This is a genomic window from Massilia sp. PAMC28688 (genome assembly GCF_019443445.1).
In the GTDB taxonomy this organism is placed as follows: domain Bacteria; phylum Pseudomonadota; class Gammaproteobacteria; order Burkholderiales; family Burkholderiaceae_D; genus Telluria_A.
In genome coordinates this window covers 447969-472037 of record NZ_CP080378.1, presented here as the reverse complement: position 1 = coordinate 472037, position 24069 = coordinate 447969, and the positions used below count along the sequence as shown (strand labels likewise).

The following is a 24069-nucleotide window of genomic DNA, read 5'->3' as shown; positions in this document are numbered from 1 at the left end:
GGCCGGCATCGGCCTGGGCGAGGTCCGGCCCGCCACCGCATACCACGCCGCTGATCATGCAGCCTGTTGCGCATTAGTCAAGTAACAATCAGTAAGCGAAAATTAGGATGACGTTCGGCAAGGTAAAATACAGCTTTCCGAACCCGGGCCCGACCATGAAAACGCTTGTTGCCCCGCTTCTTGCCCTAGGACTTGCCTGCGTCTGCGGCGCAGTTGCCGCTCAGACGCCGGCGATCAATCCGATGCCGGACGGCAGCCGCGATCTGTACCTGGGCGCGGGCGCCGTCTCCGCGCCGCTGTACCTGGGCGCCCGCGAGCGCCAGGTGCGGGCCTTGCCGCTGCTGCAGCTGCAGTGGAGTAACGGCGTATTCGTGTCCGGTCTCATGGCGGGCATGCACCTGTCGCGCCAGCCTACTGTCGAGTACGGTCCGCTGGTGGCTCTGCATTCAGGGCGCGACCGCCATGGCAGCAAGGCTGTCGGCAGCGTGACCGATCCCGCGGCGGGCGGGCGGATCAGCATCCAGGATGAATTCGGGAACCTGGGCGAGACCGGCCTGCCGCGCCCTGGCACGGCCGGCCTGGCCGGCATGGACGAGATTGCTGCGCGTCCCCAGCTGGGCCTGTTTGCCAATCTGTATCTGAATCCGACCCTGCGTGTGACCAACAGCGTGCTGTACGGCGCCGGCAATGCCCGTGACGGACTGGCCTGGAGCATCGGCCTGCAGCGCGCCGCCCTTGAGCTGACGGCGCACCATCGCCTGACCCTGGCTGCCGGCATGACGCTGGTGAACCGGCAGCACAATGCCAGCTTTTTTGGTGTCACCGGCGCCGAATCAATGCGCAGCGGTTTTGCCCCTTATGCACCGGGCGGCGGCGTGCGCGATGTGTCGCTCAGCGCGGGCTGGAACTGGGCCCTGTCGCCGCAGTGGATGCTCGCCAGCAGCGTGCGCGTGGTACGGGTCAACGGCGACGCCCGCCATAGCCCGCTGGTTCAGCGGCCCACCAGTGTTTCGGTTTCTTCTGGCCTGGCTTACCGGTTCTGACTCTATGCACACTTTCCGCCACCTGTCCGCTTTTGCCGCGCTCCTGTTCATGGGTGGTCACGCCCTGGGCCAGGCCGTGGAAGGGCAGTGGGTGAGCTACCGCGACGCCTACCGCGCAATGGTGGTGTTTGAAAAGTACGGCAAGGACAAGCACCTGATCCAGAACCACTTCCAGATCATGCCGCGCGACCCTGGCGTGTCGCCCGAAGGCTTGCAGCTGACCTTGCAGGGAAAGACCACCAGGCTCAATCTGCCGCTCGACGCCACCGGCCGCACCGTGTTCCCGCTCCTGAAGTCGGCCTACGATGAGAACGCGGCGCTGGTATTGAATCGCAAGGTCAGCCAGTTCCTGTTCCGCCCGCGCGTATCGATCGTGGTGCGGCCGGACGGGGTGTACGATCCGGCCGACCTGCGCCAGGCGTGCGAGCAGGCGCTGGCCTACCAGCATCATGTCGACGCCAGCCTCAAGGCGGCGCGCTGCGTGGGGGTGCGCTTCGTGTTTGCGCCCGACCTGGCCGATCCGGGCGTGCGCCTGCGCAAGGGCGACACCCTCTTGCCGGTGTACGAAGGCCCGGCCTTCAAGGGCGATCCCTTCCAGGGATTCAGGGTTGTCCATTACCGCTTTGGCGACCCGGCCGACCGCAACCAGGTGGTGACCACCAACGCCCCGCTGGCAATCAATCCGGTCTACGAGTAAGCGCTGGCGGCAGCCTTCAGCCCCAGGCCGACGGCGAAAACAGATAGCCTTCGCCCCACACCGTCTTGATTTTTTCGGAGTCGGCGTCGTCGAACTTGCGGCGCAGCTTGGAGATGCAGTTGTCGATGCTGCGGTCCAGGCCATCGAATTCGATCCCGCGCATTTTCTTGAGCAGCGCGTCGCGCGAGAGCACCCGTCCGGCCGATTCGGCCAGCACCAGCAGCAGCTTGTATTCGGTGTTGCTGAGCACGCAGGGCTGGCCGCGCCAGGTCACGCTGCGGTCGCTCACGGCGATATGGAGCTGGCCGAACACCATGCCCTGGCCTTCCGGCTCCGCCTTGCCCTGGGCGCGGCGCAGCAGGGCGCGCAGGCGCGCCAGCAGCACGCGCGGCTGCACCGGCTTGTTGACGAAATCGTCGGCGCCCTGTTCCAGGCCCGAGACTTCATCGTACGAGTCTTCGCGCGCGGTGAGGATGAGGATGGGGACATCGCTGTGGTCGCGGATCTGGCGGCATACCACCATGCCGTCCAGGCCCGGCAGCATGAGGTCGAGCACCACGATATCGGGCGCCAGCGTCTTGAAGCTGCTCAGCGCCTGGTCGCCGCGCGTGACCAGATCGACCGTGAACTCGTAGCCGTTCAGGTATTCGGTCACCAGCTGCGCCAGGCGCATATCGTCTTCCACCAGCATTACACGGTACATGGCATTCTCCTCGCCGCCTATTGTATAAGAGCGGCGCGGAGAACACGAGGCGCTTACTGCGATTTGAAGGTCCAGCTCTCGATGTGGCCCGTGTCGCGCGCCTCGCGGTCGCTGGCGCGCAGCTTCCAGGTGCCCACCCGCGGCTTGGCGCCGACCGCCACGCTGTAGCTGCGCTGGATGTTGTCGCTGCTGCTGCCGCTGCGGTTGTGCAGGTTGTACACCGCGTTATCGGGGCCGATCAGGTCCACCACCAGGTCGCCAATGTACGGGTGGATGATATTGACCGTGACCGTCACCGTGCCGGCATTGCCCCCGCTGGTGACCGAAACCGGGCTCGAGACGCCGGCAACCAGGTTGTCGGGAATCGTGTAGTCGCCCGTGTTCGATACCGACACCGGCGTGCCCGTGGCCGGCGTGGCGCGAAATCCCGCCAGCACGGCTGCCCGCTCATTGAGGACGCGCGCATTGTTCGAGCGCGTGGTCGTGCCCATGGCCACGCCGTTGCGGGTCTTGGCGGGATTGCTCCAGTAGTTGATGCGCGGGCAGCCGTTGCTGCAGTTGTAGGCCATGATGGTGCGCCAGTCGCGGTTGGGCGAGAGGTAGCCGTGGCCGTAGGAGTAGGGCGAGGTGCTGCTGTCTTCCTCGGGATTGTGGCGGGCCCCGAACAGGTGGCCCAGTTCGTGGCCGAACGAATAATTGCCGGTTGCGCAGTCGGCCGTGACCGCAACAAAGGCGGAGGTGCTTGATGCGTGGATGGTGCCATTGCCGCAGCCACTGTTGCCCTCGGTCATCAGCACACCGACGTCGGCACCATAGGTGTTGCGCTGGCCGTGGATCTCATCCATCACGCGGTCGTCCACGTCCGCATAGCGGCTGCGGTCGGTGCTGTTGCTGCCGCTTTCCGTGTAGTTGACGGGCGCCGCGTGGGCCAGTTCCACCCGCATATTGACGCCCGCGTTGATGTAACCCTGGTTGGTTTCGGCAATCGCCAGGTCGATCAGCGCCGCCATGTCGCTGGTGGTATTGCGCGCGGCCGGGGTGTAGTGCACCATCACCCGCACCACGGGGGTGGCCAGCAGCATGGGCGTGAAGGTGCTGGCAGGCAGGGGCGCCGTCTCGCCGTGGCTGCGCTCGCTGCCCAGGTTCAGTTGCTGCCGGTATTCCTTTTCCACGTGGTCGGGCGGGAACGCTGCCTGGTCGATTTCTGCCACGCCGTGGCTGCCATCGGCGCCGGCGCGGATGCGGTACAGTTTGCCGTCATGGCGCACGGTGCCGGTGACCTTGCCGTTGCGTACGACGAGCACGGTTTCCTCGGCGGCCGCCTCGATACTGCCCGGCGCGGCGCTGCCATGCTTGCCCACCCACACGGTCGAGCCGCTGGCGGTGGCGTAGCTGGCCACCCGGTTTGCGCTGAGGCTGCCGCCACCGGGCAGCTGCAGCGTGATGGCGCTTGCCGCCACCGCGCGCGGGTTCATGTGCAGGCCAAGGCGGGCCTGCTTGACTTTCCTGTCGCCGGCGAAAGGCGCGCCGGCCATGGGGGCGGCCATTGGCGTGGCGTGTAATGTGGACGGGTGGAACAATGGTTCGGCGGCCTGGGCAGCGTTGACGCCGGCCGCAAGCAGCAGCGCGGTAAGGGTGAGGCGGTGGATCATGGCAGTCTCCGGAATACGTTTCTATTTATGTAGTTCTTAACAATATGGATTGTTAAGCAAAAGAGCATAAACAAGCACGGCGAGCGCGGTCTTGCGATTTGGTGCCAGCGCCTTGCGAAAAGGCGCCATCAATAAAAAAGCCACCGGACGGTGGCTTTTTGGTGGAACGTGCAGTGCGCTCAGGCGAAGTTCTTGCTCACGAAGTCCCAGTTGACCAGGCCCCAGAAGGTTTCGACGTATTTGGCGCGCAGGTTGCGGTAATCGATGTAGTAGGCGTGCTCCCATACGTCGCAGGTCAGCAGCGGGGTGTCGCCGGTGGTCAGCGGGCAGCCTGCGTTGGAGGTGTTGACGATATCCACGGCGCCATCGGACTTTTTCACCAGCCAGGTCCAGCCGGAACCGAAGTTGCCCACGCACGACTTGGTGAATTCTTCCTTGAACTTGTCGAACGAGCCCCACTTGGCATTGATGGCGTCAGCCACGGCGCCCGTTGGGGTGCCGCCGCCGGCTGGCTTCATGCCATTCCAGTAGAAGGTGTGGTTCCAGACCTGGGCTGCATTGTTGAAGATGCCGCCCGAGGACTTGGTGATGATCTCTTCGAGGGACATGTTCTCGAACTCGGTGCCCTTGATCAGGTTGTTCAGGTTGGTCACATAGGCCTGATGGTGCTTGCCATAGTGGTACTCCAGCGTCTCCTGCGAGATGTGGGGGGCGAGTGCATCCATGGCGTACGGCAGCGGCGGCAATGTATGTTCCATATCTTGTCCTTTGTTGGTTTTTGAAAAGCGTTAATTCTTCGGAAACGACCCTTATTGTAATTCGTCTGCGTTTTCGCTGCAGCTTATTCAAGCGTCCCCTGCACGCTGGCCACGCCAAGCTGGGCCGTGCCTTCGGCCAGGCGCACCGACAGCGTCTCGTTGACCCGGATCTGGCCCGGTGCGCGCAGCACCGTGCCGGCGCTGTCGCGCACGATGGCATAGCCCCGTTCGAGGGTGCGCTGGGGGTTGAGCAATTCCAGCTGGGCCGACAGGGCATCGAGCGCATGGCGGCGCCGCGCCAGCTGGTGTGCCAGCGCGCTGCCAAGGCGCCGTTCGCGCGTGGCGACGTCGGTGCGCTGGGCGCGCACGTCCGGGCGGTGGCTGGCCCAGCGCGCACGCAGCTGGGCCAGCAGGTAGCCCTGGCGCTGCACGGGTGCGCGCATCGCATGCGTCATGGCGGTCGACAGGGCCACCAGTTCGAGGCGCCGGTGGCCGATCCGGGCCGAGGGACTGAGCAGGCGGCGCGACCAGTTGTCCAGGCCCTGGCTGGCGTCACCAAGCGTGCGGCGCATGGCGCGGCGCAGGTCGGTGGCGTCCGCTGCGAGCGATCCCATCCAGTCGGCGCGCGGCGTGGCCGCCAGTTCGGCCGCCGCCGTCGGCGTGGCGGCGCGCATGTCGGCGGCAAAATCGGCGATCGTCACATCGGTCTCGTGGCCCACGCCCGCAATGACCGGCATGCTGCATTCGGCAATCGCCCATGCCACCACTTCTTCGTTAAAGCTCCACAGGTCTTCAATGGAGCCGCCGCCGCGGCAGACCAGTAGCACGTCCACTTCGGCGCGGCGCGAAGCCGTGTCGATGGCGGCGGCAATCCGCTCGGCCGCGCCCTGGCCCTGGACCGGGGCAGGGTAGAGCACCACGCGCACGTGCGGCGCGCGCCGATTCAGGGCGGTGAGGATGTCGCGCAGGGCCGCCGCCTGCGCGCTGGTGACAATGCCGATCGCGCGCGGGAACAGGGGCAGGCCACGCTTGCGGTCGGCGTCGAAGACACCCTGCGCCGTCAGCTTTTCCTTGAGCCGCAAGAACGCTTCGTACAGTGCGCCCACGCCGGCGCGGCGGATCGCCTCCACGTTGATCTGGTAGTCGCCGCGCGCCCCGTACAGGGTCACGAGGGCGCGCACTTCCACCTTGTCGCCTTCGCGCGGGATGAAGCCGGCGTACTGGGCCTTGCCGCGGAACATGACCGCGCGCACCTGGGCGCCATCGTCTTTCAGGGTGAAGTACCAGTGCCCGGAACTGGCGCGCGTGAAATTGGAAATCTCGCCGCCGATCCACGTCAGCGGGAACGACCTTTCGAGCAGCCGCGCCACCTGGGCATTGAGGGCGCTGACCGTGAGAACGGGCGGTGCGTGGTAACTGCGATCGGGCTCGAACAAGGTGTCCATGGGAAGCTGTCCACAAAAATTTTTGGCGGTCATGCTTATGTCATACTCCGCCGCGGTTGACAAGGAAAATTTGTAAGTGGCTGATTTTAAAGGAAGTTCCAGGGATGCGTATTTCGTGTGCAATAGGCGAAAAGCCTTTAGGATCAAGGACATCTGACTTGTCCGGTCAAGTTGCTCACAAAGTTATCCACAGAAATGCTTCATATCTTTTTGGCGTTCCAGGCGATTGATTTATAGGCTAAACAGATTTCTGGAGGCAAATCAACGGCTTGCATTGTTCAGAGACCCCTTGCGCACAGCCTTGTCCACAGCGGTTGTGTATAAGTGCACGTGGGCGTTTGCGTTTCGCACCATGTCGGCTCGCGCCTCCCCTTTGAGCAAGTGAGAAAATTCCTTTAAATTCAAGGCGGTAGGCAAGAGCGCCAGGCATAGCCCACAAAGTTATCCACACTTTGTGTGCATAAGGACGGGGAAATAGAGGGGCGTGCGCGGCATAGTGAAGCCTGCTGCGCGATTGAGCAATCCCTTTAAACCCTTAAGAAACAAGGGCTTGTCCAGCCCCCGGGACACTTGATAACAAAGTTGTCCACATTGGCTGTGCAGAACCTCGGCCTGCAAATGCGGCAGACGGCGGCCCGCACCGCCCTGCTGCCCATGTTCGGTGCACTTGGGGAATTGTCTTTGATTTCAAGGACTTGGGCATGTCCCCGCAGCCTTGCACACAAACTTGTCCACAAAATATGTGCAGAAGTCGTCAAGAGCGGGGCCAAATTTTTTGCGTCGATGCAGAGCGCGTGCTGCCTTTCTTTTTGGCACTACACTTTTCCCTAGCAAAATCAATGGCTTGGGCACTGTGACAGGTGCTTGCTCACAATCTTGTCCACACAGGATGTGCAGAACTCCCCGCGCGTCATGGTCGCCGGAAGAGGCGAACGATTATTTTTGTGCTGCCGAAATTTCGGGCGACGGCAATTTTCACTGGCGAATCAAAGACTTAAAATAGCCGCCAAGTTATTGCACACAATCTTATCCACACTCGCTGTGCAGAACTGTACTTGCCGAGTTGCTGGCAACACGTTACATTGCCGGGGTCTGTTCTATCCGGTAATACCTCACTCAGGAGTTTGTTTTGCTTCCCATCCTTCAAGCTGCTGGCTGGCCAATCTGGTTTCTGGTCCTGGCCTCCGTTATTGCCCTCGCCTTGATCATCGAGCGCTCGATCTACCTGCGCCGTTCCAAGCTGCTGCCCAAGCAGTTGCTGGACGAAGTGATCCGCGTCTACCACAACGGCAAGATCACCAATGACGTGGTCGAGAAGCTGGCAAACAATTCCCCGCTGGGAACCGTCCTGGCAGCCGCGCTGCGCAATGTGGAAGCGCCGCGGGAAATGATGAAGGAGTCGATCGAGGAAGCAGGGCGCGGCGTGGCCCACCTGCTGGAGCGCTTTCTCACCACCCTGGGCACCATCGCCACCCTGGCGCCGCTGATGGGTCTGTTCGGCACCATCGTCGGCATGATCGAAATTTTCGGCGCCCAGAATGCCACCGGTACCAATCCGGCCCAGCTGGCGCACGGCATTTCGGTAGCCCTGTATAACACCGGCTTCGGCCTGGCCGTGGCCATGCCGTCGCTGGTCGCCTACCGCCACTTCCGCGCCCTGGTCGACAGCTTCATCATCGACATGGAACTGCAGGCAGTCAAATTCGTCGACGTTGTCCACGGTGCGCGCAAATGATGGACTTTCGCCGTGGCCGCAAGCGCGAGGAACCGGAGATCAACCTGATCGCCTTCATCGACGTCTTGCTGGTCATCCTGATCTTCCTGATGGTGACGACCACCTACAGCAAGTTCACCGAACTGCAGATCACCCTGCCGACGGCGGACGCGGAAAAGGCGCTCGACAAGCCATTTGAACTGAACATCACCGTCGACGCCAAGGGCAACTACACCATCAACAACAACCCGGTATCGTTTCGCAGCGTGGCCGACCTGGCCGAGGACATGAAGCGCGCGGCCAGCGCCGGCGCCCCGTCCGAAGGCGCCGCCGCCAGCCCGGTCGTCATCGTCAACGCCGACCAGTTCGCGATGCACCAGATGGTGATCAATGTGCTCGAAGCGGCCCGCATTGCCGGCTACGACAAGCTGACCTTCGCCGCGCAGACCGGCATCAAGAAGTAAGGCGCGGCCTGCTGGCCGGCTGCGCCTTCCATGTCTTCCTCCTCCCTCGAATCCACCCTGACCCGCGCCTGGCAAGGGCGCGGCCTGCTGGCCTGCGCCCTGTGGCCCTTGTCGCTGCTGTTCCGGCTTCTGGCGGGCGTGCGCGCGGCCCTGTTTCGCCGTGGCCTCAAGGCCTCCGTGCGCCTGCCGGTACCGGTGGTCGTGGTGGGCAATATCTATATTGGCGGGACCGGCAAGACGCCGCTGACCATCTGGCTGGCAGGGGTGCTGCGGGCGGCTGGCTACCGTCCCGGGATCATCTCGCGCGGTTTCGGCAGCAGTGGCGAGGCGGTGCGCGAAGTGACGCCCGATTCGCCGGCACAGCAAGCCGGCGACGAACCGCTGCTGATGGCGCTGCGCACCGGCTGCCCGGTGTTTGTCGGCCGAGTGCGCGCTGACGCCGGACGCGCATTGCTGGCCGCTTACCCCGAGGTGGACATCATCATCTCCGACGACGGCCTGCAGCATTACGCCCTCCAGCGCGATGTGGAGATCGTGCTGTTCGACGGGCGCGGTACCGGCAACGGCTGGCTGCTGCCGGCCGGGCCGCTGCGCGAACCGGTGTCGCGGCGGCGCGATTTCACCGTCATCAATGCGCCGACGCTCACGCCCGACTTGTGCGCGCAGGTGGGTGGCGCGCCGGTACGCATGGAACTCGTCGCCGCCCAGGCCGAGCCTTTGCTGGCGCCGGGGCAGGGTGTGCCGCTTGCCGCTCTGGCGGGCAAGCGCCTGTTCGCTGCCGCCGGCATCGGCAATCCGGGCCGCTTCTTTGCCATGCTGCGCGCGGCTGGCCTGGCCTGCGCCGAGCTGCCGCTGCCCGACCATCACGATTTCCTGGACCAGCCGTTCGCACAGGCCGACGCCGAGATCATCCTGATCACGGAGAAGGATGCAGTAAAATGCAGGCAAATTAAACAACTGAGGGACGACCCGCGGCTGTGGGTGGTTCCGGTGACGGCGCAGCTTGACGGCGCGCTGGCTGAACACATTGTGGAGAAATGCCGTGGAAGCTCGATTGCTTGACATCCTGGTCTGCCCCGTCTGCAAAGGGCCGCTTGAATTTAACAAGACCGCGCAGGAACTGGTCTGCAAAGCCGACCGCCTGGCCTATCCCGTGCGTGACGGTATCCCCATCATGTGGGCCGACCAGGCACGCAAGATCGAACCGGTCTGAAATGGGCTGCTGATGGGTTTCATTGTCATCATCCCAGCCCGCCTGGCGTCCACGCGCCTGCCCAACAAGCCGCTGGCCGACCTGGGCGGCAAGCCCATGGTAGTGCGGGTCGCCGAGCGCGCCGCGCTGTCGGGGGCCGGGCGCATCATCGTCGCCACCGACCATGAAGACATTGCCGCAGCGTGCACCGCCCATGGCGTGGAAGTGTGCATGACGCGCAGCGACCATCCATCGGGCACCGACCGCATCGCCGAGGTGGCGCGCACGCTGGCGCTGGCCGACGACGCGGTAGTGGTCAACCTGCAGGGCGACGAGCCGCTGATCGACCCGGCACTGCTGGCCGCCGCAGCCGCGCGCATCAGTGCCACGGTCCCCATGTCCACCTGCGCCCATCCGCTGAGCGAGGCCGATGACGCCTTCAATCCGAATGTGGTCAAGGTGGTCCTCGACAAGCACGGCAACGCGCTGTATTTTTCGCGCGCCACCATCCCCTGGCACCGCGATGCATTTGCCACATCGCGCGCCTTGCCGGCCGGTTACCAGCCGCTGCGCCACATCGGCCTGTACGCCTACAGCAACCGTTTCCTGCAGCAGTACCCCGCGCTCGACGCGTCGCCCCTGGAAGCGATCGAGGCGCTGGAGCAGCTGCGCGTGCTGTGGCATGGCTTTCCGATTGCCGTGCACATCACGGACGCCGCACCCGAAGCCGGGGTCGATACGCCGCAAGACCTGGCGCGCGTGCAGGCCCGTTTCCAGGCAATGGCCGGCTAGCACAGGCGGCGAAATACTGATCAGGCGATCGTCGCAGTTTCTGCGCTGGATCAAGCAAAAAATGTGCAAAACCGGCCCGGATTGGCGTTTTCACATACTTTTGTGGTAAGTTTCGTACCAAGGTAGTCACATATGCATCGCCACTAATTTTAAAATCTGTTTTAGGAATTTTCATGCGTCTCATTCTGTTAGGAGCACCAGGTGCCGGCAAAGGCACCCAGGCTAACTTCATCAAGGAAAAGTTCAACATCCCCCAAATCTCTACCGGTGACATGCTGCGTGCGGCGATCAAGGCTGGCACCGAACTGGGGATGGCTGCGAAAAAAGTCATGGATGCAGGCGGCCTCGTATCCGACGACATCATGATTGGCCTGGTCAAGGCCCGCCTCCAGGATGCAGACTGCCAGAATGGCTACCTGTTCGACGGCTTCCCGCGCACCATCGCGCAGGCAGACGCCATGAAAGATGCCGGCATCGGCGTTGACTACGTGCTGGAAATCGACGTGCCCGACGACCTGATCGTCGAGCGCATGAGCGGACGCTGGTCGCACCCGGCATCGGGCCGCGTGTATCACACCAAATTCAACCCGCCCAAGACCGACATGGTCGACGACCTCACGGGCGAACCGCTGGTGCAGCGTCCCGACGATGAAGCGGAAACCGTCAAGAAGCGCCTGCAGGTGTATCACAACCAGACTGAAGTTTTGCTCGGCTACTACAACCAGTGGTCGCAATCGGGATTGCCCGGTGCGCCCAAGTATCGCCGCATCTCCGGTGTAGGACCTGTCGAGACGATTCGCGACGCAGCCTTCGCGGCACTGGCGCAGTAAGCAGCAAGCAGTACTTAAAGCGGACCCAACAGGTCCGTTTTTCATTTGCGGATGCCCGTCATCCCCACGAACGATTTCGATTCAAAGTTTTGCAGTACGCAGTATGGTTGACCCGCACGGGCTGGACGCCCGGGGGTCTTTCGGATGTGTTTTTGTAGTACTTGATAAAAATAGTTAGGGGACGATATGGGCGATCAGTTTTTACTTTTTGCAGTGGCATGTGGCGTCATCGCCGTTCTGTATGGTCTGGTGACACGCAGCTGGATTCTCCGGCAAGACCCGGGCAACCCCAAGATGCAGGCCATCGCGCAGGCCATCCAGGAAGGTGCGGCGGCCTATCTCGGGCGCCAGTACCGCACCATCGGCATCGTCGGAGCAGTGCTCCTGGTTGCCATCTATTTTCTCCTTGATGCCCATACCGCCATCGGCTTTGCCATCGGCGCCGTGCTTTCCGGTGCCTGCGGCTTCATCGGCATGAATGTCTCGGTGCGCGCCAATGTGCGCACCGCGCAGGCGGCCACCCGCGGCATGAACGACGCGCTCGATGTCGCCTTCAAGGGCGGCGCCATCACCGGCATGCTGGTGGTGGGCTTGGGCCTGCTGGGGGTGACGCTGTTCTACTGGGTCCTGACCATGCGCGGGTCCAACGTGGGCCTGTCGGCGCATGACGTCATCAAGCCGCTCATCGGACTGGCCTTTGGCGCCTCGCTCATCTCCATCTTTGCTCGCCTGGGCGGCGGCATCTTCACCAAGGGCGCCGACGTGGGCGCGGACCTGGTGGGCAAGGTGGAAGCGGGCATTCCGGAAGATGATCCGCGCAACCCGGCCGTCATTGCCGACAACGTGGGCGACAATGTGGGCGACTGCGCCGGCATGGCCGCCGACCTGTTCGAGACCTATGTCGTCACGCTGATCGCCACCATGCTGCTCGGCGCGCTCATGATCACCAATGCCGGCACCACGCCGGTCACCTATCCGCTGCTGCTGGGCGCCGTGTCCATCATCGGCTCCATCGTGGGCTGCTCGCTGGTCAAGGCCAAGCCGGGCAAGAAGATCATGTCGGCCCTGTACACGGGCCTGTGGTGGGCCGCCGGCCTGTCGCTGATCGGCTTCGCCGCCGTCACCTGGATGATGTGGACCGACGACGCCATGCGCATGCGGATGATGGGCTGCGCCATCGTCGGCATCGTCCTCACGGGCCTCATGGTCTACATCACCGAGTATTACACCGGCACCGAGTTCAAGCCCGTGCGCCATATCGCAGAGGCGTCCACCACCGGCCACGGCACCAACATCATTGCCGGCCTTGGCATTTCCATGAAGTCGACTGCTTATCCGGTGCTGGCCGTGTGCGCGGCCATCCTTGCTTCGTACCAGATGGCGCAGCTGTACGGCATTGCCATTGCCGCAACTTCCATGCTGTCCATGGCCGGCATCATCGTGGCGCTGGACGCGTACGGTCCCATTACCGACAACGCCGGCGGCATTGCCGAAATGTCGGGCATGCCGGAATCGGTGCGCGCCATTACCGACCCGCTGGACGCTGTCGGCAACACCACCAAGGCTGTCACCAAGGGCTACGCCATCGGCTCGGCCGGCCTGGCCGCGCTGGTCCTGTTTGCCGATTACACCCACGCGCTGGAATCGACCGGCAAGTCGGTCGCGTTTACGCTGTCGGACCCCATGGTCATCGTGGGCCTGTTCATCGGCGGCCTGATTCCCTACCTGTTCGGCGCCATGGCAATGGAAGCGGTGGGGCGCGCGGCCGGCGCCGTGGTGGTGGAAGTGCGCCGCCAGTTCCGCGACATCAAGGGCATCATGGACGGCACCGGCAAGCCGGAATACGACAAGGCGGTGGACATGCTGACCGCGTCGGCCATCAAGGAAATGATCCTGCCCTCGCTGCTGCCGGTGGTGGTGCCGGTGGTGGTGGGCATGCTGCTGGGGCCTGCCGCGCTCGGTGGCCTCCTGATGGGGACCATCGTCACCGGCCTGTTCGTGGCCATCTCCATGACCACTGGCGGCGGCGCGTGGGACAACGCCAAGAAGTACATCGAAGACGGCAATTTCGGCGGCAAGGGTTCGGAAGCGCACAAGGCTGCGGTCACCGGCGACACGGTGGGGGACCCGTACAAGGATACCGCCGGCCCCGCCGTGAATCCCCTCATCAAGATCATCAACATCGTGGCGCTGCTGATGGTGCCGCTGCTGCCGGTGACGGGCTGGATGGCGGTGACGCAGCCGGCAGCCGCGCATGCACCGGCCATCGTGGTGCCGGCAGTGGTGGTGCCGGTCCCGGTGGTGCCGCAGCCGCTGCCGCCCGAGCAGCCGCAGGAGCTGCCATCGACGCCGGAAGTCACGCCGCCGCTACCGGCCATCGAGACCCGGCCCGCGGATACGGCCGAACCCAGGCCGCTCGACTGACGGTTCTGCGCGGGCATCGCCGGCTGCCGCCGGCTTTGCCGTCATGTCCTGCCGCGCCGGCCGCCGCCGGCTTTGCCGTCATGTCCTGCCGCGCCGGCCGCCGCCGGCTTTGCCGTCATGTCCTGCCGCGCCGGCCGCATGCAAGATGCCACAGGAGCGCATACGCAGTCAGCATCCAGAAAAAAACCGGCAGGGTCGTGAACACAAAGCTGGCCAGGCGTGCGGTGCTCTGCCCGTGCGGCCAGGCAGCCCAGGCGCCGGCCGCAAGCGGCAGCGCGATCAGCGTGGCGCAAATGCCCCGGCGCAGGGGCGCCGCCATGGCGGGCCTGGCCGGCATCCCGGGCGCGGTTCGCCCGTACCAGCGCCAGCTCCAGCATGCCAGCAAGGACAGGCCGGCGACGGTACCGGCATGCTGCAGGATCTTGTACACATACACCTGGTAGCTGCCCACGCTCCCCACGCTGGCCTGCAGCAGGGGAATGCCGTCCACGATCACCGTGCCCGGATGGGTAAACGCGTCCCACAGCAGATGGGTCGCAGCGCCACACAGCAGTGACACGGCAATGGTGGCCAGGCCCGGCGGCGGGGCCGCGTGCTCCGTGGCCAGGCGGGTCTGGACCGGGGCCGGGGCCAGCGCCGTGAGCGCCTGCTTGAGCAGGCCCTGAAACAGTAGGTACAGCAGCAGCCCGGCAGGCAGCGCCCAGGTCAGGAGCGCAGGCAGGCTGTGCGTATCAGAACGCGCCATGGACGCGCCGAGAAAAAAGGGCAGGTCCGGGGTCATGCTGCCGAGCGCGAGCGCGGAGACCGAGCCGTGGCGTCCGAGCAGGCGGGCCAGGGGAATGGCGGCGGCTGGATGGGCAAACGTCAAAGGCATGGATCGGTGGTGAAAACCCTGTTGTAAAACGCCTATCCTACCTGCCGGAGTCGGCCCCATGTTACAAAGTGTTCCTTTCCTATCGAACCGGCCGGCAGTGGCACATAATGAAGGACCGGCTAAGCGCATGGGAAAGGCATATCATGAAACACCTCACTTCCGCATTCCTTTTGGCATCTTTGGCCATGACCTCGGCGGCCTGGGCCACCGATCCGCCCCAGCGTGTGGGCTCCACCCGCCCGGTCCCGGCTGACGAACCGGGCAAAACCGTCCCTGCTGAGCCGCCTGTTGCTGACGACAAGAAAGAGCCAGGCAAGCAGGCAGCGCCCAAAAAGCCCAGGCGGCGCGCGGTCTACCAGCACTTTGACGAAATTCCCATGCGCACCGTAGCGCCGCCAGTCTATGCGCCACAGCTCACGCCCCGCATCGATCCCACGCCCGTGCCGCCGCCCGTGACCATCAATTGCGTCGGTGCATCGTGCATTGACGGCAATGGCGGCAGCTACCGCAGTGGCGTGGGCACCTCCCTCATCAGTCCCGAGGGCCGTATTTGCAATAACAATGGCATCACGGTGCAGTGCTATTAACATTTTGCGCTGCCGCTGGTATTTCGCCTGAAAAGTTCGCTACAATCCCGAGACTTGACGTTTACGTAAACGTTAAAAAGAACTTTAAGGGATAAGCCATGCAAATTCAGAACAATGTATTCATCATCACCGGCGGTGCATCGGGCCTGGGCGCGGCCACCGCGCGCATGCTCACGGAAGCGGGCGCCAAGGTTGTGCTGGCCGACGTACAGGCAGAAGCGGGCGAAGCGCTGGCCGCTGAACTGAACGGCAAGTTCATCAAATGCGACGTGACATCCGAAGCAGACGGCCAGGCAGTGGTGGCCGCGGCCACCGGCATGGGCACCCTGCGCGGCCTGATCAACTGCGCCGGTGTGGCGCCGGCCGTGAAGACCGTGGGCAAGGATGGTCCGCACCCGCTCGAGGTATTCCAGCGCACCATCAACATCAACCTGGTGGGCACCTTCAATATGTCGCGCCTGGCTGCCGATGCGATGGGCAAGACGGAAGCGGGCGACTCCGGCGAGCGCGGCGTGATCATCAATACCGCGTCCGTTGCCGCCTATGATGGCCAGATTGGCCAGGCCGCTTACGGCTCGTCCAAGGCTGCCGTGGTGGGCCTGACCCTGCCCATGGCGCGCGACCTGGCCCGCAGCGGCATTCGCGTCATGTGTATCGCCCCTGGCATTTTCGAAACGCCAATGCTGATGGGCATGCCGGAAGAAGTCCGCACCGCCCTGGGCAACATGGTCCCGTTCCCGCAGCGCCTGGGCCGTCCTGCCGAGTACGCCCAGCTGGCCAAGGCCATCATTGAAAACACCATGCTCAACGGCGAGACCATCCGCCTGGACGGTGCCATCCGCATGCAGCCGAAATAAAGCAATTTACTGTACGATACCTTTTGTTCAAGCGCGCAGCCCTGGCTGCGCGTTGTCACTAGGAGAGTACATGGTCAAACTGACTTTGCTGGCCCTGGCCCTGGCCAGCGCCGGCGCTACCGCACAGATTGCTGCCCCGGCAGCCGATGCGGCGCACAAGGCGCCGGAAATTGCCACCGGTTTTCAGGAAAAGGCAGGCTGGGCTGCCAAGAAATTCATGGTGTCAGCCGCCAACCCGCTGGCAGCCGAGGCCGGCTACGCCATTCTCAAGAAGGGCGGCAGTGCGATTGATGCCGGCATTGCCGTCCAGCTCGTGCTGACGCTGGTGGAGCCGCAATCGTCGGGCATTGGCGGAGGCGCCTTCCTGATGCATTACGATGGCAAGAAGGTGCAAGCCTTTGACGGGCGCGAAACGGCGCCGGCTGCCGCCACCGACAAGCTGTTCCAGAACGCCGACGGCAGCCCCGTGTCGCGCGCGACCGGCGTGGTCGGCGGGCGCTCGGTGGGTGTCCCGGGCGTGTTGCGCATGCTGGAACTGGCGCACAAGGAGCACGGCAAACTGCCCTGGAAGGCGCTGTTCGAACCGGCCATCAAGCTGGCCGATACCGGCTTTGCGCTGTCGGCCCGCCTGCACCGCCAGCTCGATCATGACCAGCACCTGCGCAAGGACCCGGTCGCTGCCGCCTACTTCTACCACGATGGCAAGCCATGGCCGGTGGGTCACATCATCAAGAATCCCGCCCTGGCCACGACCTTGCGCATGATTGCGGCGGGCGGTGCCGACGCCTTCTACAAGGGCGCTATTGCGCGCGACATCGTGGCCAAGGTGGCGTCCCACCCGACCAATCCCGGCAAGCTGTCGCTGGCCGATATTGCAGGCTACAAGGCCGTGCTGCGCCCGCCCGTATGCAGCGACTACCGCGCCTTTACCGTGTGCGGCATGCCGCCACCATCCTCGGGCGGCATCGCCATCGCCCAGATGCTGGGCATACTCGAAACGCGCAACATGGCGGCGCACCCGCCGCAGGACGGCGTGCCCGCGGTGGAGGCCCTGCACCTGTTTACCGAAGCGGCGCGCCTGGCCTATGCGGACCGCAACCGGTACGCGGCCGACACCGACTTCGTGCCGCTGCCCGGGCGGGGCGTGCCGGCCCTGATCGACAAGTCCTACCTGGCGCAGCGCGCAGCGCTGATTGGCGAAAAATCGATGGGCACCGCGCCTGCCGGCACGCCGCCCGGCATGGAGGTGGCCTGGGGCACCGACAATGCTATTGAGGCCAAGGCCACCTCGCATGTGGTGGTGGTGGACGCCAGCGGCGCCGGTGTCTCGCTCACCACATCGGTGGAAGACGCCTTTGGCGCGCGCCAGATGGTGCGCGGCTTCCTGCTCAATAATCAGCTCACCGATTTTTCCTTCGATTCGCACGATGCCAATGGCCCCATCGCCAACCGCGTCCAGCCGGGCAAGCGCCCGCGCAGCGCCATGTCGCCCACCATCGTGTTCGACCGCGCCAGCAAGAAGCTGGTGCTGGCTGTGGGCTCGCCCGGCGGCCCGGCCATCATCAACTACGTGGCCAAGACCCTGGTCGGCACCCTGGACTGGGGCCTGAACATGCAGCAGGCAATCAATCTGCCCAATTTCGGCAGCCGCAATGGTCCGACCGAACTGGAAACGGGCCGCTTCCCGCCCGCCATCCAGGAAGCTCTCAGATCGCGCGGCCACAGCCTGCGCAGCTACGACATGACGTCCGGCCTGCAAGGGGTGCAGCGCATCTCCATTCATGGGCAGCCATGGTGGTTCGGTGGCGCCGATCCGCGCCGCGAAGGCGTGGCCAGGGGTGATTGAGACTGTGCCCGATTTGCCATCGGCAGCGCGCTTTTTTCCCGCAAAGGTGCCAGACCCTGCTACGCTTGCTGGATGGGAATAGAACAAAAAACCGGCCTGATACTGACTGGCGGCGGCGCGCGCGCGGCCTATCAGGTTGGCGTGCTGCAGGCCATCTCCCAGATACTGTGGGAATCGGGCTGGCGGCCGGCGCGCAATCCCTTCGACATCATCTGCGGCACCTCGGCCGGCGCCCTGAACGCAGCGGCGCTGGGCTGCCGGGCCGATAACTTTTCGGAAGGCGTGCAAAAGCTGCTCGACGTGTGGGAAAACTTCACGGTCGAACAGGTCTACCGCGCCGATTCGCTGGGCGTGCTGCGTTCAGGCGCGCGCTGGCTGTCGCTGCTCTCGTTTGGCTGGCTGCTGCGCAAATGGCGCGCCGCGCCCCCCACCTCACTGCTCGACAATACCCCGCTGGTGGGGCTGCTGCACCGCATGCTCGATTTGCCGCGCCTTGATGCTGCCCTGTCGGACGGGCTGCTGCATGCGCTGGCCGTCACCGCTTCGTCCTACACGGGCGGCAATCACGTGACCTTTTACCAGACCGCCGCCGACATCAAGCCATGGGTGCGCATGGGGCGCGTGGCATTGCAGGACCAGATCGGCGTCGAGCATCTGCTGGCGTCGTCGGCCATTCCCTTCATTTTTCCCGCAGTGCCGCTATTCATGGGCAGCCGCCGCGAATTTTGCGGCGACGGGTCGATGCGCCAGCTGGCCCCGATCTCGCCGGCCATTCACCTGGGCGCCACCCGGGTGCTGGTGGTGGGCGCAGGACGCCTGCACGAGCCGGCCCAGGCCATGCCTGGACAGGTACGCTATCCGAGCCTGGCCCAGATTGCCGGTCACGCCATGTCCTCGATCTTCCTCGATGGCCTGGCCGTGGACATCGAGCGCCTGAACCGCATCAATCTGACCTTATCGATGCTGCCGGCCGAATACCTCGCCAAAACGCCCTTGAAGCCGGTGCAGCTCTTGGTGATTGCGCCGTCCGAGCGGCTCGACGCCATCGCCAGCCGCCACACCGCGAGCCTGCCCAAGCCTATCCGCACCCTGTTGTCGGGCATCGGCGCGACCGAGGCGCGCGGTTCGGCCCTGGCCTCCTACCTGCTGTTCGAATCGAGCTACACGTGCGAGCTGATTCGGCTCGGCCAGCGTGACACGCATGCGCGCAAGGCCGACGTGCTGGCGTTCTTCGGCCACTGACATGACCTACTACGACCTGATCAAACGGCGCTGGCGCGCCACCGCGCTCCTGCTGCTATGCTGCCTGCCCCTCCTGGCCACAGCTGGCGGGCCGGCGCGCACGCTGCGCTTCGAGCACCTCAGCGTGGACCAGGGACTGGCCCAGGAATCAGTGCTGGCGGTGGTGCAGGATGCCGACGGCTTCATGTGGTTCGGCACCCAGGGCGGCCTGTCGCGCTTTGACGGCTATGGCTTTCGCAATTTCCGCAACCTGCCGGCCGACCCGCGCAGCCTGGTCAACAACTGGGTGCGCGTGCTGCACGTGGACCGGCGCGGGCGCATGTGGATCGGCACCGACGGCGGGCTTGACCTGTACCATCCGCTGACCCAGACCTTCACCCATTATTCGCCTTCGCAGCGCGAACGCCGTGGCAATGGCGCTCGCCGCATCCGCACCATTGTCGAAGATGCGCGCGGTGGTTTGTGGCTCGGCACGGGCGATGGCCTGCAGCACTTTGACCCGGCCACCGGCAAATTCCGCACCTGGCATCATGTGCCGGGCGAGGAAGGCAGCTTGCGCGACGACCAGATTGGGGCCCTGGCCCTGGACGCCGGCGGACGCCTGTGGATCGGCACCAATGGTGGCCTGCACAGCCTGGCGCCCGGCGCCACGCGCTTTGACTACCATCCATCGCCCGGCGCCGACCCCAAGAGCGACTCCATCGTGTCGCTGCTGGTGGACGAGCGCCAGACCCTGTGGATCGGCAGCCTGGCCGCGCTGGACACCATCGCCCTCGGCAAGCAGGGCATGCCGGGCCAGCGCCAGCGCCTCGGCGCGGCCGAAGGCGTGGGCGGCGGCTGGAGCACGGCCCTGTACCAGGACAGCGAAGGGCGCCTCTGGATGGGCAGCTCCACGCAGGGCCTGTACTTGTGGGATCCGGCCGCGCGCCGCTTCAGCAACTACCGCCACCTGACGGGCGACAAACGCAGCGTTGGCGACAACCAGGTGTCCAGCCTGTACCGCGACCGGCTGGGCACCTTCTGGGTTGGCACCTGGTACGCCGGCGTGAGCCGGGTCGATCTGAGCAGCGGAGGCTTTGCCCGCGTGGTGCGCCAGTCCACGCCGCCGCACACACTGGTCGACAACAAGGTGCGCGCCCTGCTGGACGCGGGCGACGGCAAGCTGTGGGCCGGCTCCAACGAAGGATTGTCCCACCTTGACCCTGCCACCGGTGCGGCGCGCTTTTACCGGCATGATCCGCGCGATCCGCGCACCCTGGTGGGCCTGTCGGCGACCGCCCTGGCGCGCGACCGCCAGGGCGTGCTGTGGGTGGGCAGCGACAATGGCCTGACCCGCTTCGATCCGGCCAGCGGTGCCATGCAGCGGCGCGTGCTGGCCGGCGGCGACCCGGACAGCAACAATGTGCGCGGCATGCTGTGCGACCGCAGCGGCATGCTGTGGCTGGCCACGCGCGGCGGCGTGCATCGCCTTGACCCGCAAAGCGGCGCCGTCACCACCTATCGCCACAATCCTGTCGACCCAGCCAGCCTGTCCGACGATATTGCCCGTCCCATCCTGGAAGATCGCCTTGGCCAGCTGTGGATCGGCACCTTTGACGGCCTGGAAAAGCTCGATCGCGCGACCGGCAAATTCACCCACTACCGCCACAATGCGCGCGACCCGGCCAGCCTCAGTCACGACGAAGTGCATTACCTGCTCGAAGACCGGCGCGGCACCCTGTGGGTCGGCACCGCCGGTGGGCTCAACAGGATGGACCACGACGCCGGCCCCAGATCACGCTTCAAGCGCTACACCGTGCGCGATGGACTGGCCGACGAAGGCGTGGCCGCCATCTTGCAGGACGAGCGCGAACGGCTGTGGGTGAGTACCAACGCCGGCATATCGCGCCTGGATCCGGCCACTGGCCAGTGGCGCAATTACAGCGCGGTCGACGGCATGATCGAAGGAGCGTATTTTGACGGTTCGGCCGTGCGCCTGGCCGACGGCACCATGTATTTCGGCGGCTTCAATGGCATCACCGCATTTCATCCGGACGCCATTGTCGACAACCTGGCCGCCCCGCGCGTGGCCATCACCGGCTTCCAGATCTTCAACAAGCCGGTTGAACAGTATCGTCCCGGCATGCTCGCCGCGCCCGTGGACAAGACCCGCGCCCTGACCCTGCGGGCCGAGGATTCGGTGTTTTCGTTTGAATTCGCCGCCCTGCATTACGCCGCGCCGCAGCGCAACCGCTTCGCCTACCGGCTGGAGGGTTTCGACGAGAACTGGGTCAGCACAGACGCCGGACGCCGCTTCGCCACCTATACCAACCTGGACCCGGGACACTATACATTCCGCGTCAAGGCCGCCAACAAGGATGGCATATGGAGCAGCGACAGTGCCAGCATCGAGGTCGAGATCCTGCCGCCGTGGTGGAAGACATTATGGTTCCGCGCCGCGGTCGCCCTGCTGGTGCTGGGCAGCGCATGGCTGGTGTACCGCGCCCGCCTGTCCGGGCTGCGGCGCCAGAAGGCGCTGCTGGAGCGGCAGGTGCGTGCGCGCACGCTGGAAATCGAAGAGCAGAACAAGCTGCTCGAGCGGCAGAAAGGCGAACTCGAATCGCGCCGCTCGGAGGCCGAGCGCCAGCGCTACGAGGCCGAGCAGCGCCGCTCGGAGGCCGAGCGCCAGCGCTACGAGGTCGAACTGCAGAAGGAACAGGTGGAACAGGCGCACCGCAACATCTCGGTGCTGTCGGGGATCGGACGCGAACTGACGGCCACGCTGGACATGGAAACCATCATGCTGGCCGTGTACCGCCACGTCCATCACCTGATGGACGCGCGCATATTCGGCATCGGCTTTTATGACGAAGAAGCTGGCCTGATCCGCTTCCCCTTTGCGATGGACCAGGGCGTACGCAGCCAGTACTACGAGCGCTCCCTGGAAGACCGCAATCAGTTTGCGGTCTGGTGCTTCCACGAGCGGCGCGAAGTGTTCATCAATGACATGGATGCCGACTGGACGCGCTACCTCCCGCAGCCGCCAAGCCCGCCGCCTGCGCCGCCATTTCGGGTCGATGGTGAACCGCGCTCGCGGCCCCGCTCCACCATGTACGTGCCGCTCATCGTCAAGGAGCGCATGATGGGTGTGCTGTGCGTGCAAAGCGTGGAGAGAAATGCCTATCGCCAGGTCCACCTGGACATGCTGCAAACGCTGGCCGCGCACGCCGCCGTGGCGCTGGACAATGCGCGCGCCTACCGCGAGCTCGAAGAAACGCAGGCGCGCTTGATGGAGCAGGAACGCCAGGTGCGGCAAAATACCGAGCAGCTGGCCGAAGCCAATCGCGCGCTGCAGGAAAATGACGAGCGGCTGCGCCTTGCCAAGCAGAAGGCGGAGGACGCCACGCGCCAGAAATCGGAATTTCTGGCCAATATGAGTCACGAAATGCGCACCCCGCTGGCCGGCGTGATCGGCATGCTGCGCTTTGCCCTGCGCGATGCGCGCCTGCACGAGAACACGCGCGAACAGATCCTGCGCGGCCAGGCCAATGCCCAGGCCCTGCTCACCATCATCAACGACCTGCTCGATTTTTCCAAGATCGAAGCGGGCAAGCTCACCATCGAGAATATCGACTTTGCCCTGGCACCCATGCTGGCCAACGTGGGCACCCTGTTTGAAGAGCAGGCGGCGGCGCGCAGTGTCGGCTTCCGGATTGTGCTGGGCCAGTCGCTGCCGCAATTCGTGGTGGGCGACCCGACCCGGCTGCGCCAGGTGCTGGTCAACCTGCTGGGTAATGCCTTCAAATTCACCCACGCCGGCGCGGTGAGGCTGGACGTGACGCTGCTCGAACCCGGCCCGGACACGGCGCCCGGCGTCAACCTGATTTCCTTCTGCGTCAGCGACAGCGGCATCGGCATTGCCCCGGATGCGCTGGAGCGCCTGTTCCAGAAGTTCGAGCAGGCCGACAGTACCACCACGCGCCGCTATGGCGGCACCGGTCTGGGCCTGGCCATCTGCCGCCAGCTGGTGCAGCTCATGGGAGGCACCATCAGCGTGCGCAGCGAGGTGGGGCAGGGCAGCGCCTTTACCGTGGTGCTGCCGATGGCAGACGGCGTGGCGCCGCCCATGCAGCCGCCGGCGCAGCTGGCCCCGCACTCGCACCGGCTGCATGTACTGTGCGCCGAAGACTTCCCGACCAACCAGATCATCATCCGCATGATGTTGGAGGAACTGGGGCACCAGGTGGACATCGCCGACAACGGCGCGCTGGCCGTTGCCGCCTGTGCGCTCAATCGCTATGACCTCATACTCATGGACGGGCGCATGCCGGAAATGGATGGCGCCAGCGCCACGCGCCTGATTCGCAGCGGCGGCCCGGCCGAACGCCCCGTGCTTGATCGCGACCTCATGATCATTGCACTGACCGCCAACGCCAGCGAGGAAGACCGGCAGCGCTACATCGACAGCGGCATGGACGACTTCCTGTCCAAGCCGATCGACGAAACGGCGCTGCACCGCCATCTTTCACGCGCCATTGAACGCCAGCTTGCGCGCGGCGTGGCGCTGCGGCCACTGGCGCGGCGTGCACCGCGCACGCCAAGCACCAGTGAACTCGACGCCATGTTCGGCGTAGCCGCTGCACCGCCCACTGCCACGCCGCCCCACCAGTACGCGCGCCGCAGCAGTGACCTGCGCACGCGCATGCGGGCCGCCTTTGCCAGCGACGTGCCGGCCCGCCGCGCAGACCTGGAGCGCGCGGTGCTGGCGCGCGACAGCGCCGAAGCCGGGCGCCTGCTGCACGGGATCAAGGGCAGCGCCGCTTATCTGGAAGCGCGTGAGCTGCATGCCCTGTGCGGCGCGCTGGAACTGGCGGCCGACCGGGGCCACTGGCAGGAGGTGGAAGCGGGCCTGCCGCGCGTGCGCGAACTGCTCGATCACTTTAGCGTGACGACCCCGGGACAGGCCTAGT

The 24069-nt window shown here is 64.9% G+C and carries 19 protein-coding genes; 14 read left to right on the top strand and 5 right to left on the bottom strand.

Annotation, left to right across the window (positions count from 1 at the left end):
* Nucleotides 1–155 precede the first annotated feature (155 nt).
* Entirely contained in the window at nucleotides 156–1043 is an 888-nt protein-coding gene (locus tag KY495_RS02025; RefSeq protein WP_219882115.1) for a MipA/OmpV family protein, read from the top strand.
* A gap of 4 nt (nucleotides 1044–1047) precedes the next feature.
* Nucleotides 1048–1740, top strand: a complete 693-nt coding sequence (locus KY495_RS02020; protein WP_229518463.1) for a hypothetical protein — start codon at nucleotides 1048–1050, stop codon at nucleotides 1738–1740.
* Nucleotides 1741–1756: 16 nt separating this feature from the next.
* Here the strand turns inward: KY495_RS02020 and KY495_RS02015 are convergent, their stop codons facing one another.
* The 4 genes from KY495_RS02015 to xseA all read right to left on the bottom strand — a co-directional run bounded on the left by KY495_RS02015 (nucleotide 1757) and on the right by xseA (nucleotide 6298).
* A complete protein-coding gene (locus KY495_RS02015; protein WP_219882114.1) occupies nucleotides 1757–2443 on the bottom strand; it encodes a response regulator transcription factor in 687 nt (228 codons plus the stop codon).
* 53 nt (nucleotides 2444–2496) lie between these two features.
* Nucleotides 2497–4095 (bottom strand): proprotein convertase P-domain-containing protein, encoded by a 1599-nt coding sequence (locus KY495_RS02010; RefSeq protein ID WP_219882113.1) that lies wholly within the window; start codon nucleotides 4093–4095, stop codon nucleotides 2497–2499.
* Between the two features lie 179 nt (nucleotides 4096–4274).
* The gene (locus KY495_RS02005) at nucleotides 4275–4853 is read right to left on the bottom strand and encodes a superoxide dismutase (protein WP_219882112.1); all 579 of its coding nucleotides are present in this window, start codon (nucleotides 4851–4853) and stop codon (nucleotides 4275–4277) included.
* An 83-nt stretch (nucleotides 4854–4936) separates the two neighbouring features.
* On the bottom strand, nucleotides 4937–6298 hold the full coding sequence (xseA, locus tag KY495_RS02000) for an exodeoxyribonuclease VII large subunit (RefSeq protein WP_219882111.1): 1362 nt from the start codon (nucleotides 6296–6298) through the stop codon (nucleotides 4937–4939).
* Nucleotides 6299–7427: 1129 nt separating this feature from the next.
* On the opposite strand from xseA, the gene KY495_RS01995 reads away from it, so the two are divergent.
* The 7 genes from KY495_RS01995 to KY495_RS01965 all read left to right on the top strand — a co-directional run bounded on the left by KY495_RS01995 (nucleotide 7428) and on the right by KY495_RS01965 (nucleotide 13714).
* Complete coding sequence (locus tag KY495_RS01995; RefSeq protein WP_219882110.1) at nucleotides 7428–8033, top strand: MotA/TolQ/ExbB proton channel family protein; 606 nt, start codon at nucleotides 7428–7430, stop codon at nucleotides 8031–8033.
* A complete protein-coding gene (locus tag KY495_RS01990; RefSeq protein WP_219884014.1) occupies nucleotides 8033–8476 on the top strand; it encodes a biopolymer transporter ExbD in 444 nt (147 codons plus the stop codon). The genes KY495_RS01995 and KY495_RS01990 overlap by 1 nt, the downstream gene beginning before the upstream one ends.
* A 30-nt stretch (nucleotides 8477–8506) precedes the next feature.
* Nucleotides 8507–9538: a tetraacyldisaccharide 4'-kinase gene (gene lpxK / locus KY495_RS01985; protein ID WP_219882109.1), complete on the top strand. Its 1032-nt coding sequence runs from the start codon at nucleotides 8507–8509 to the stop codon at nucleotides 9536–9538.
* Nucleotides 9519–9689, top strand: a complete 171-nt coding sequence (locus KY495_RS01980) for a Trm112 family protein (protein WP_219882108.1) — start codon at nucleotides 9519–9521, stop codon at nucleotides 9687–9689. Before lpxK ends, KY495_RS01980 begins: the two co-directional genes overlap by 20 nt.
* 12 nt (nucleotides 9690–9701) lie before the next feature.
* Nucleotides 9702–10460, top strand: coding sequence for a 3-deoxy-manno-octulosonate cytidylyltransferase (gene kdsB / locus KY495_RS01975; protein ID WP_219882107.1), 759 nt, complete (start codon nucleotides 9702–9704; stop codon nucleotides 10458–10460).
* A 173-nt stretch (nucleotides 10461–10633) separates the two neighbouring features.
* The gene (gene adk / locus KY495_RS01970) at nucleotides 10634–11290 is read left to right on the top strand and encodes an adenylate kinase (RefSeq protein WP_219882106.1); all 657 of its coding nucleotides are present in this window, start codon (nucleotides 10634–10636) and stop codon (nucleotides 11288–11290) included.
* Between the two features lie 186 nt (nucleotides 11291–11476).
* Nucleotides 11477–13714, top strand: coding sequence for a sodium-translocating pyrophosphatase (locus KY495_RS01965; RefSeq protein ID WP_219882105.1), 2238 nt, complete (start codon nucleotides 11477–11479; stop codon nucleotides 13712–13714).
* Between the two features lie 115 nt (nucleotides 13715–13829).
* On the opposite strand, the gene KY495_RS01960 is transcribed toward KY495_RS01965, so the two are convergent.
* Nucleotides 13830–14588, bottom strand: coding sequence for a DUF4184 family protein (locus KY495_RS01960; protein WP_219882104.1), 759 nt, complete (start codon nucleotides 14586–14588; stop codon nucleotides 13830–13832).
* 143 nt (nucleotides 14589–14731) lie between these two features.
* Here KY495_RS01960 and KY495_RS01955 point away from each other — a divergent pair, with 143 nt between their 5' ends.
* The 5 genes from KY495_RS01955 to KY495_RS01935 all read left to right on the top strand — a co-directional run bounded on the left by KY495_RS01955 (nucleotide 14732) and on the right by KY495_RS01935 (nucleotide 24068).
* Nucleotides 14732–15175 (top strand): hypothetical protein, encoded by a 444-nt coding sequence (locus tag KY495_RS01955; protein ID WP_219882103.1) that lies wholly within the window; start codon nucleotides 14732–14734, stop codon nucleotides 15173–15175.
* 98 nt (nucleotides 15176–15273) lie between these two features.
* Nucleotides 15274–16032, top strand: a complete 759-nt coding sequence (locus KY495_RS01950) for a 3-hydroxyacyl-CoA dehydrogenase (RefSeq protein WP_219882102.1) — start codon at nucleotides 15274–15276, stop codon at nucleotides 16030–16032.
* A 70-nt stretch (nucleotides 16033–16102) separates the two neighbouring features.
* Nucleotides 16103–17878: a gamma-glutamyltransferase gene (gene ggt, locus KY495_RS01945; protein ID WP_219882101.1), complete on the top strand. Its 1776-nt coding sequence runs from the start codon at nucleotides 16103–16105 to the stop codon at nucleotides 17876–17878.
* Between the two features lie 72 nt (nucleotides 17879–17950).
* Nucleotides 17951–19120 carry a patatin-like phospholipase family protein gene (locus tag KY495_RS01940; protein WP_219882100.1) on the top strand — a complete coding sequence of 390 codons (1170 nt, stop codon included), beginning with the start codon at nucleotides 17951–17953 and terminating at the stop codon, nucleotides 19118–19120.
* A 1-nt stretch (nucleotide 19121) separates the two neighbouring features.
* The gene (locus KY495_RS01935) at nucleotides 19122–24068 is read left to right on the top strand and encodes a two-component regulator propeller domain-containing protein (RefSeq protein WP_219882099.1); all 4947 of its coding nucleotides are present in this window, start codon (nucleotides 19122–19124) and stop codon (nucleotides 24066–24068) included.
* Nucleotide 24069: the final 1 nt, after the last annotated feature.

Bases quoted from the DNA above. Each gene is read 5' to 3' on its own strand.
- KY495_RS02025 (WP_219882115.1), top strand. From the start codon at position 156: ATGAAAACGCTTGTTGCCCCGCTTCTTGCCCTAGGACTTGCCTGCGTC.
- KY495_RS02020 (WP_229518463.1), top strand. From the start codon at position 1,048: ATGCACACTTTCCGCCACCTGTCCGCTTTTGCCGCGCTCCTGTTCATG.
- KY495_RS02015 (WP_219882114.1), bottom strand. From the start codon at position 2,443: ATGTACCGTGTAATGCTGGTGGAAGACGATATGCGCCTGGCGCAGCTG.
- KY495_RS02010 (WP_219882113.1), bottom strand. From the start codon at position 4,095: ATGATCCACCGCCTCACCCTTACCGCGCTGCTGCTTGCGGCCGGCGTC.
- KY495_RS02005 (WP_219882112.1), bottom strand. From the start codon at position 4,853: ATGGAACATACATTGCCGCCGCTGCCGTACGCCATGGATGCACTCGCC.
- xseA (WP_219882111.1), bottom strand. From the start codon at position 6,298: ATGGACACCTTGTTCGAGCCCGATCGCAGTTACCACGCACCGCCCGTT.
- KY495_RS01990 (WP_219884014.1), top strand. From the start codon at position 8,033: ATGGACTTTCGCCGTGGCCGCAAGCGCGAGGAACCGGAGATCAACCTG.
- lpxK (WP_219882109.1), top strand. From the start codon at position 8,507: ATGTCTTCCTCCTCCCTCGAATCCACCCTGACCCGCGCCTGGCAAGGG.
- kdsB (WP_219882107.1), top strand. From the start codon at position 9,702: ATGGGTTTCATTGTCATCATCCCAGCCCGCCTGGCGTCCACGCGCCTG.
- adk (WP_219882106.1), top strand. From the start codon at position 10,634: ATGCGTCTCATTCTGTTAGGAGCACCAGGTGCCGGCAAAGGCACCCAG.
- KY495_RS01965 (WP_219882105.1), top strand. From the start codon at position 11,477: ATGGGCGATCAGTTTTTACTTTTTGCAGTGGCATGTGGCGTCATCGCC.
- KY495_RS01960 (WP_219882104.1), bottom strand. From the start codon at position 14,588: ATGCCTTTGACGTTTGCCCATCCAGCCGCCGCCATTCCCCTGGCCCGC.
- KY495_RS01955 (WP_219882103.1), top strand. From the start codon at position 14,732: ATGAAACACCTCACTTCCGCATTCCTTTTGGCATCTTTGGCCATGACC.
- KY495_RS01950 (WP_219882102.1), top strand. From the start codon at position 15,274: ATGCAAATTCAGAACAATGTATTCATCATCACCGGCGGTGCATCGGGC.
- ggt (WP_219882101.1), top strand. From the start codon at position 16,103: ATGGTCAAACTGACTTTGCTGGCCCTGGCCCTGGCCAGCGCCGGCGCT.
- KY495_RS01940 (WP_219882100.1), top strand. From the start codon at position 17,951: ATGGGAATAGAACAAAAAACCGGCCTGATACTGACTGGCGGCGGCGCG.
- KY495_RS01935 (WP_219882099.1), top strand. From the start codon at position 19,122: ATGACCTACTACGACCTGATCAAACGGCGCTGGCGCGCCACCGCGCTC.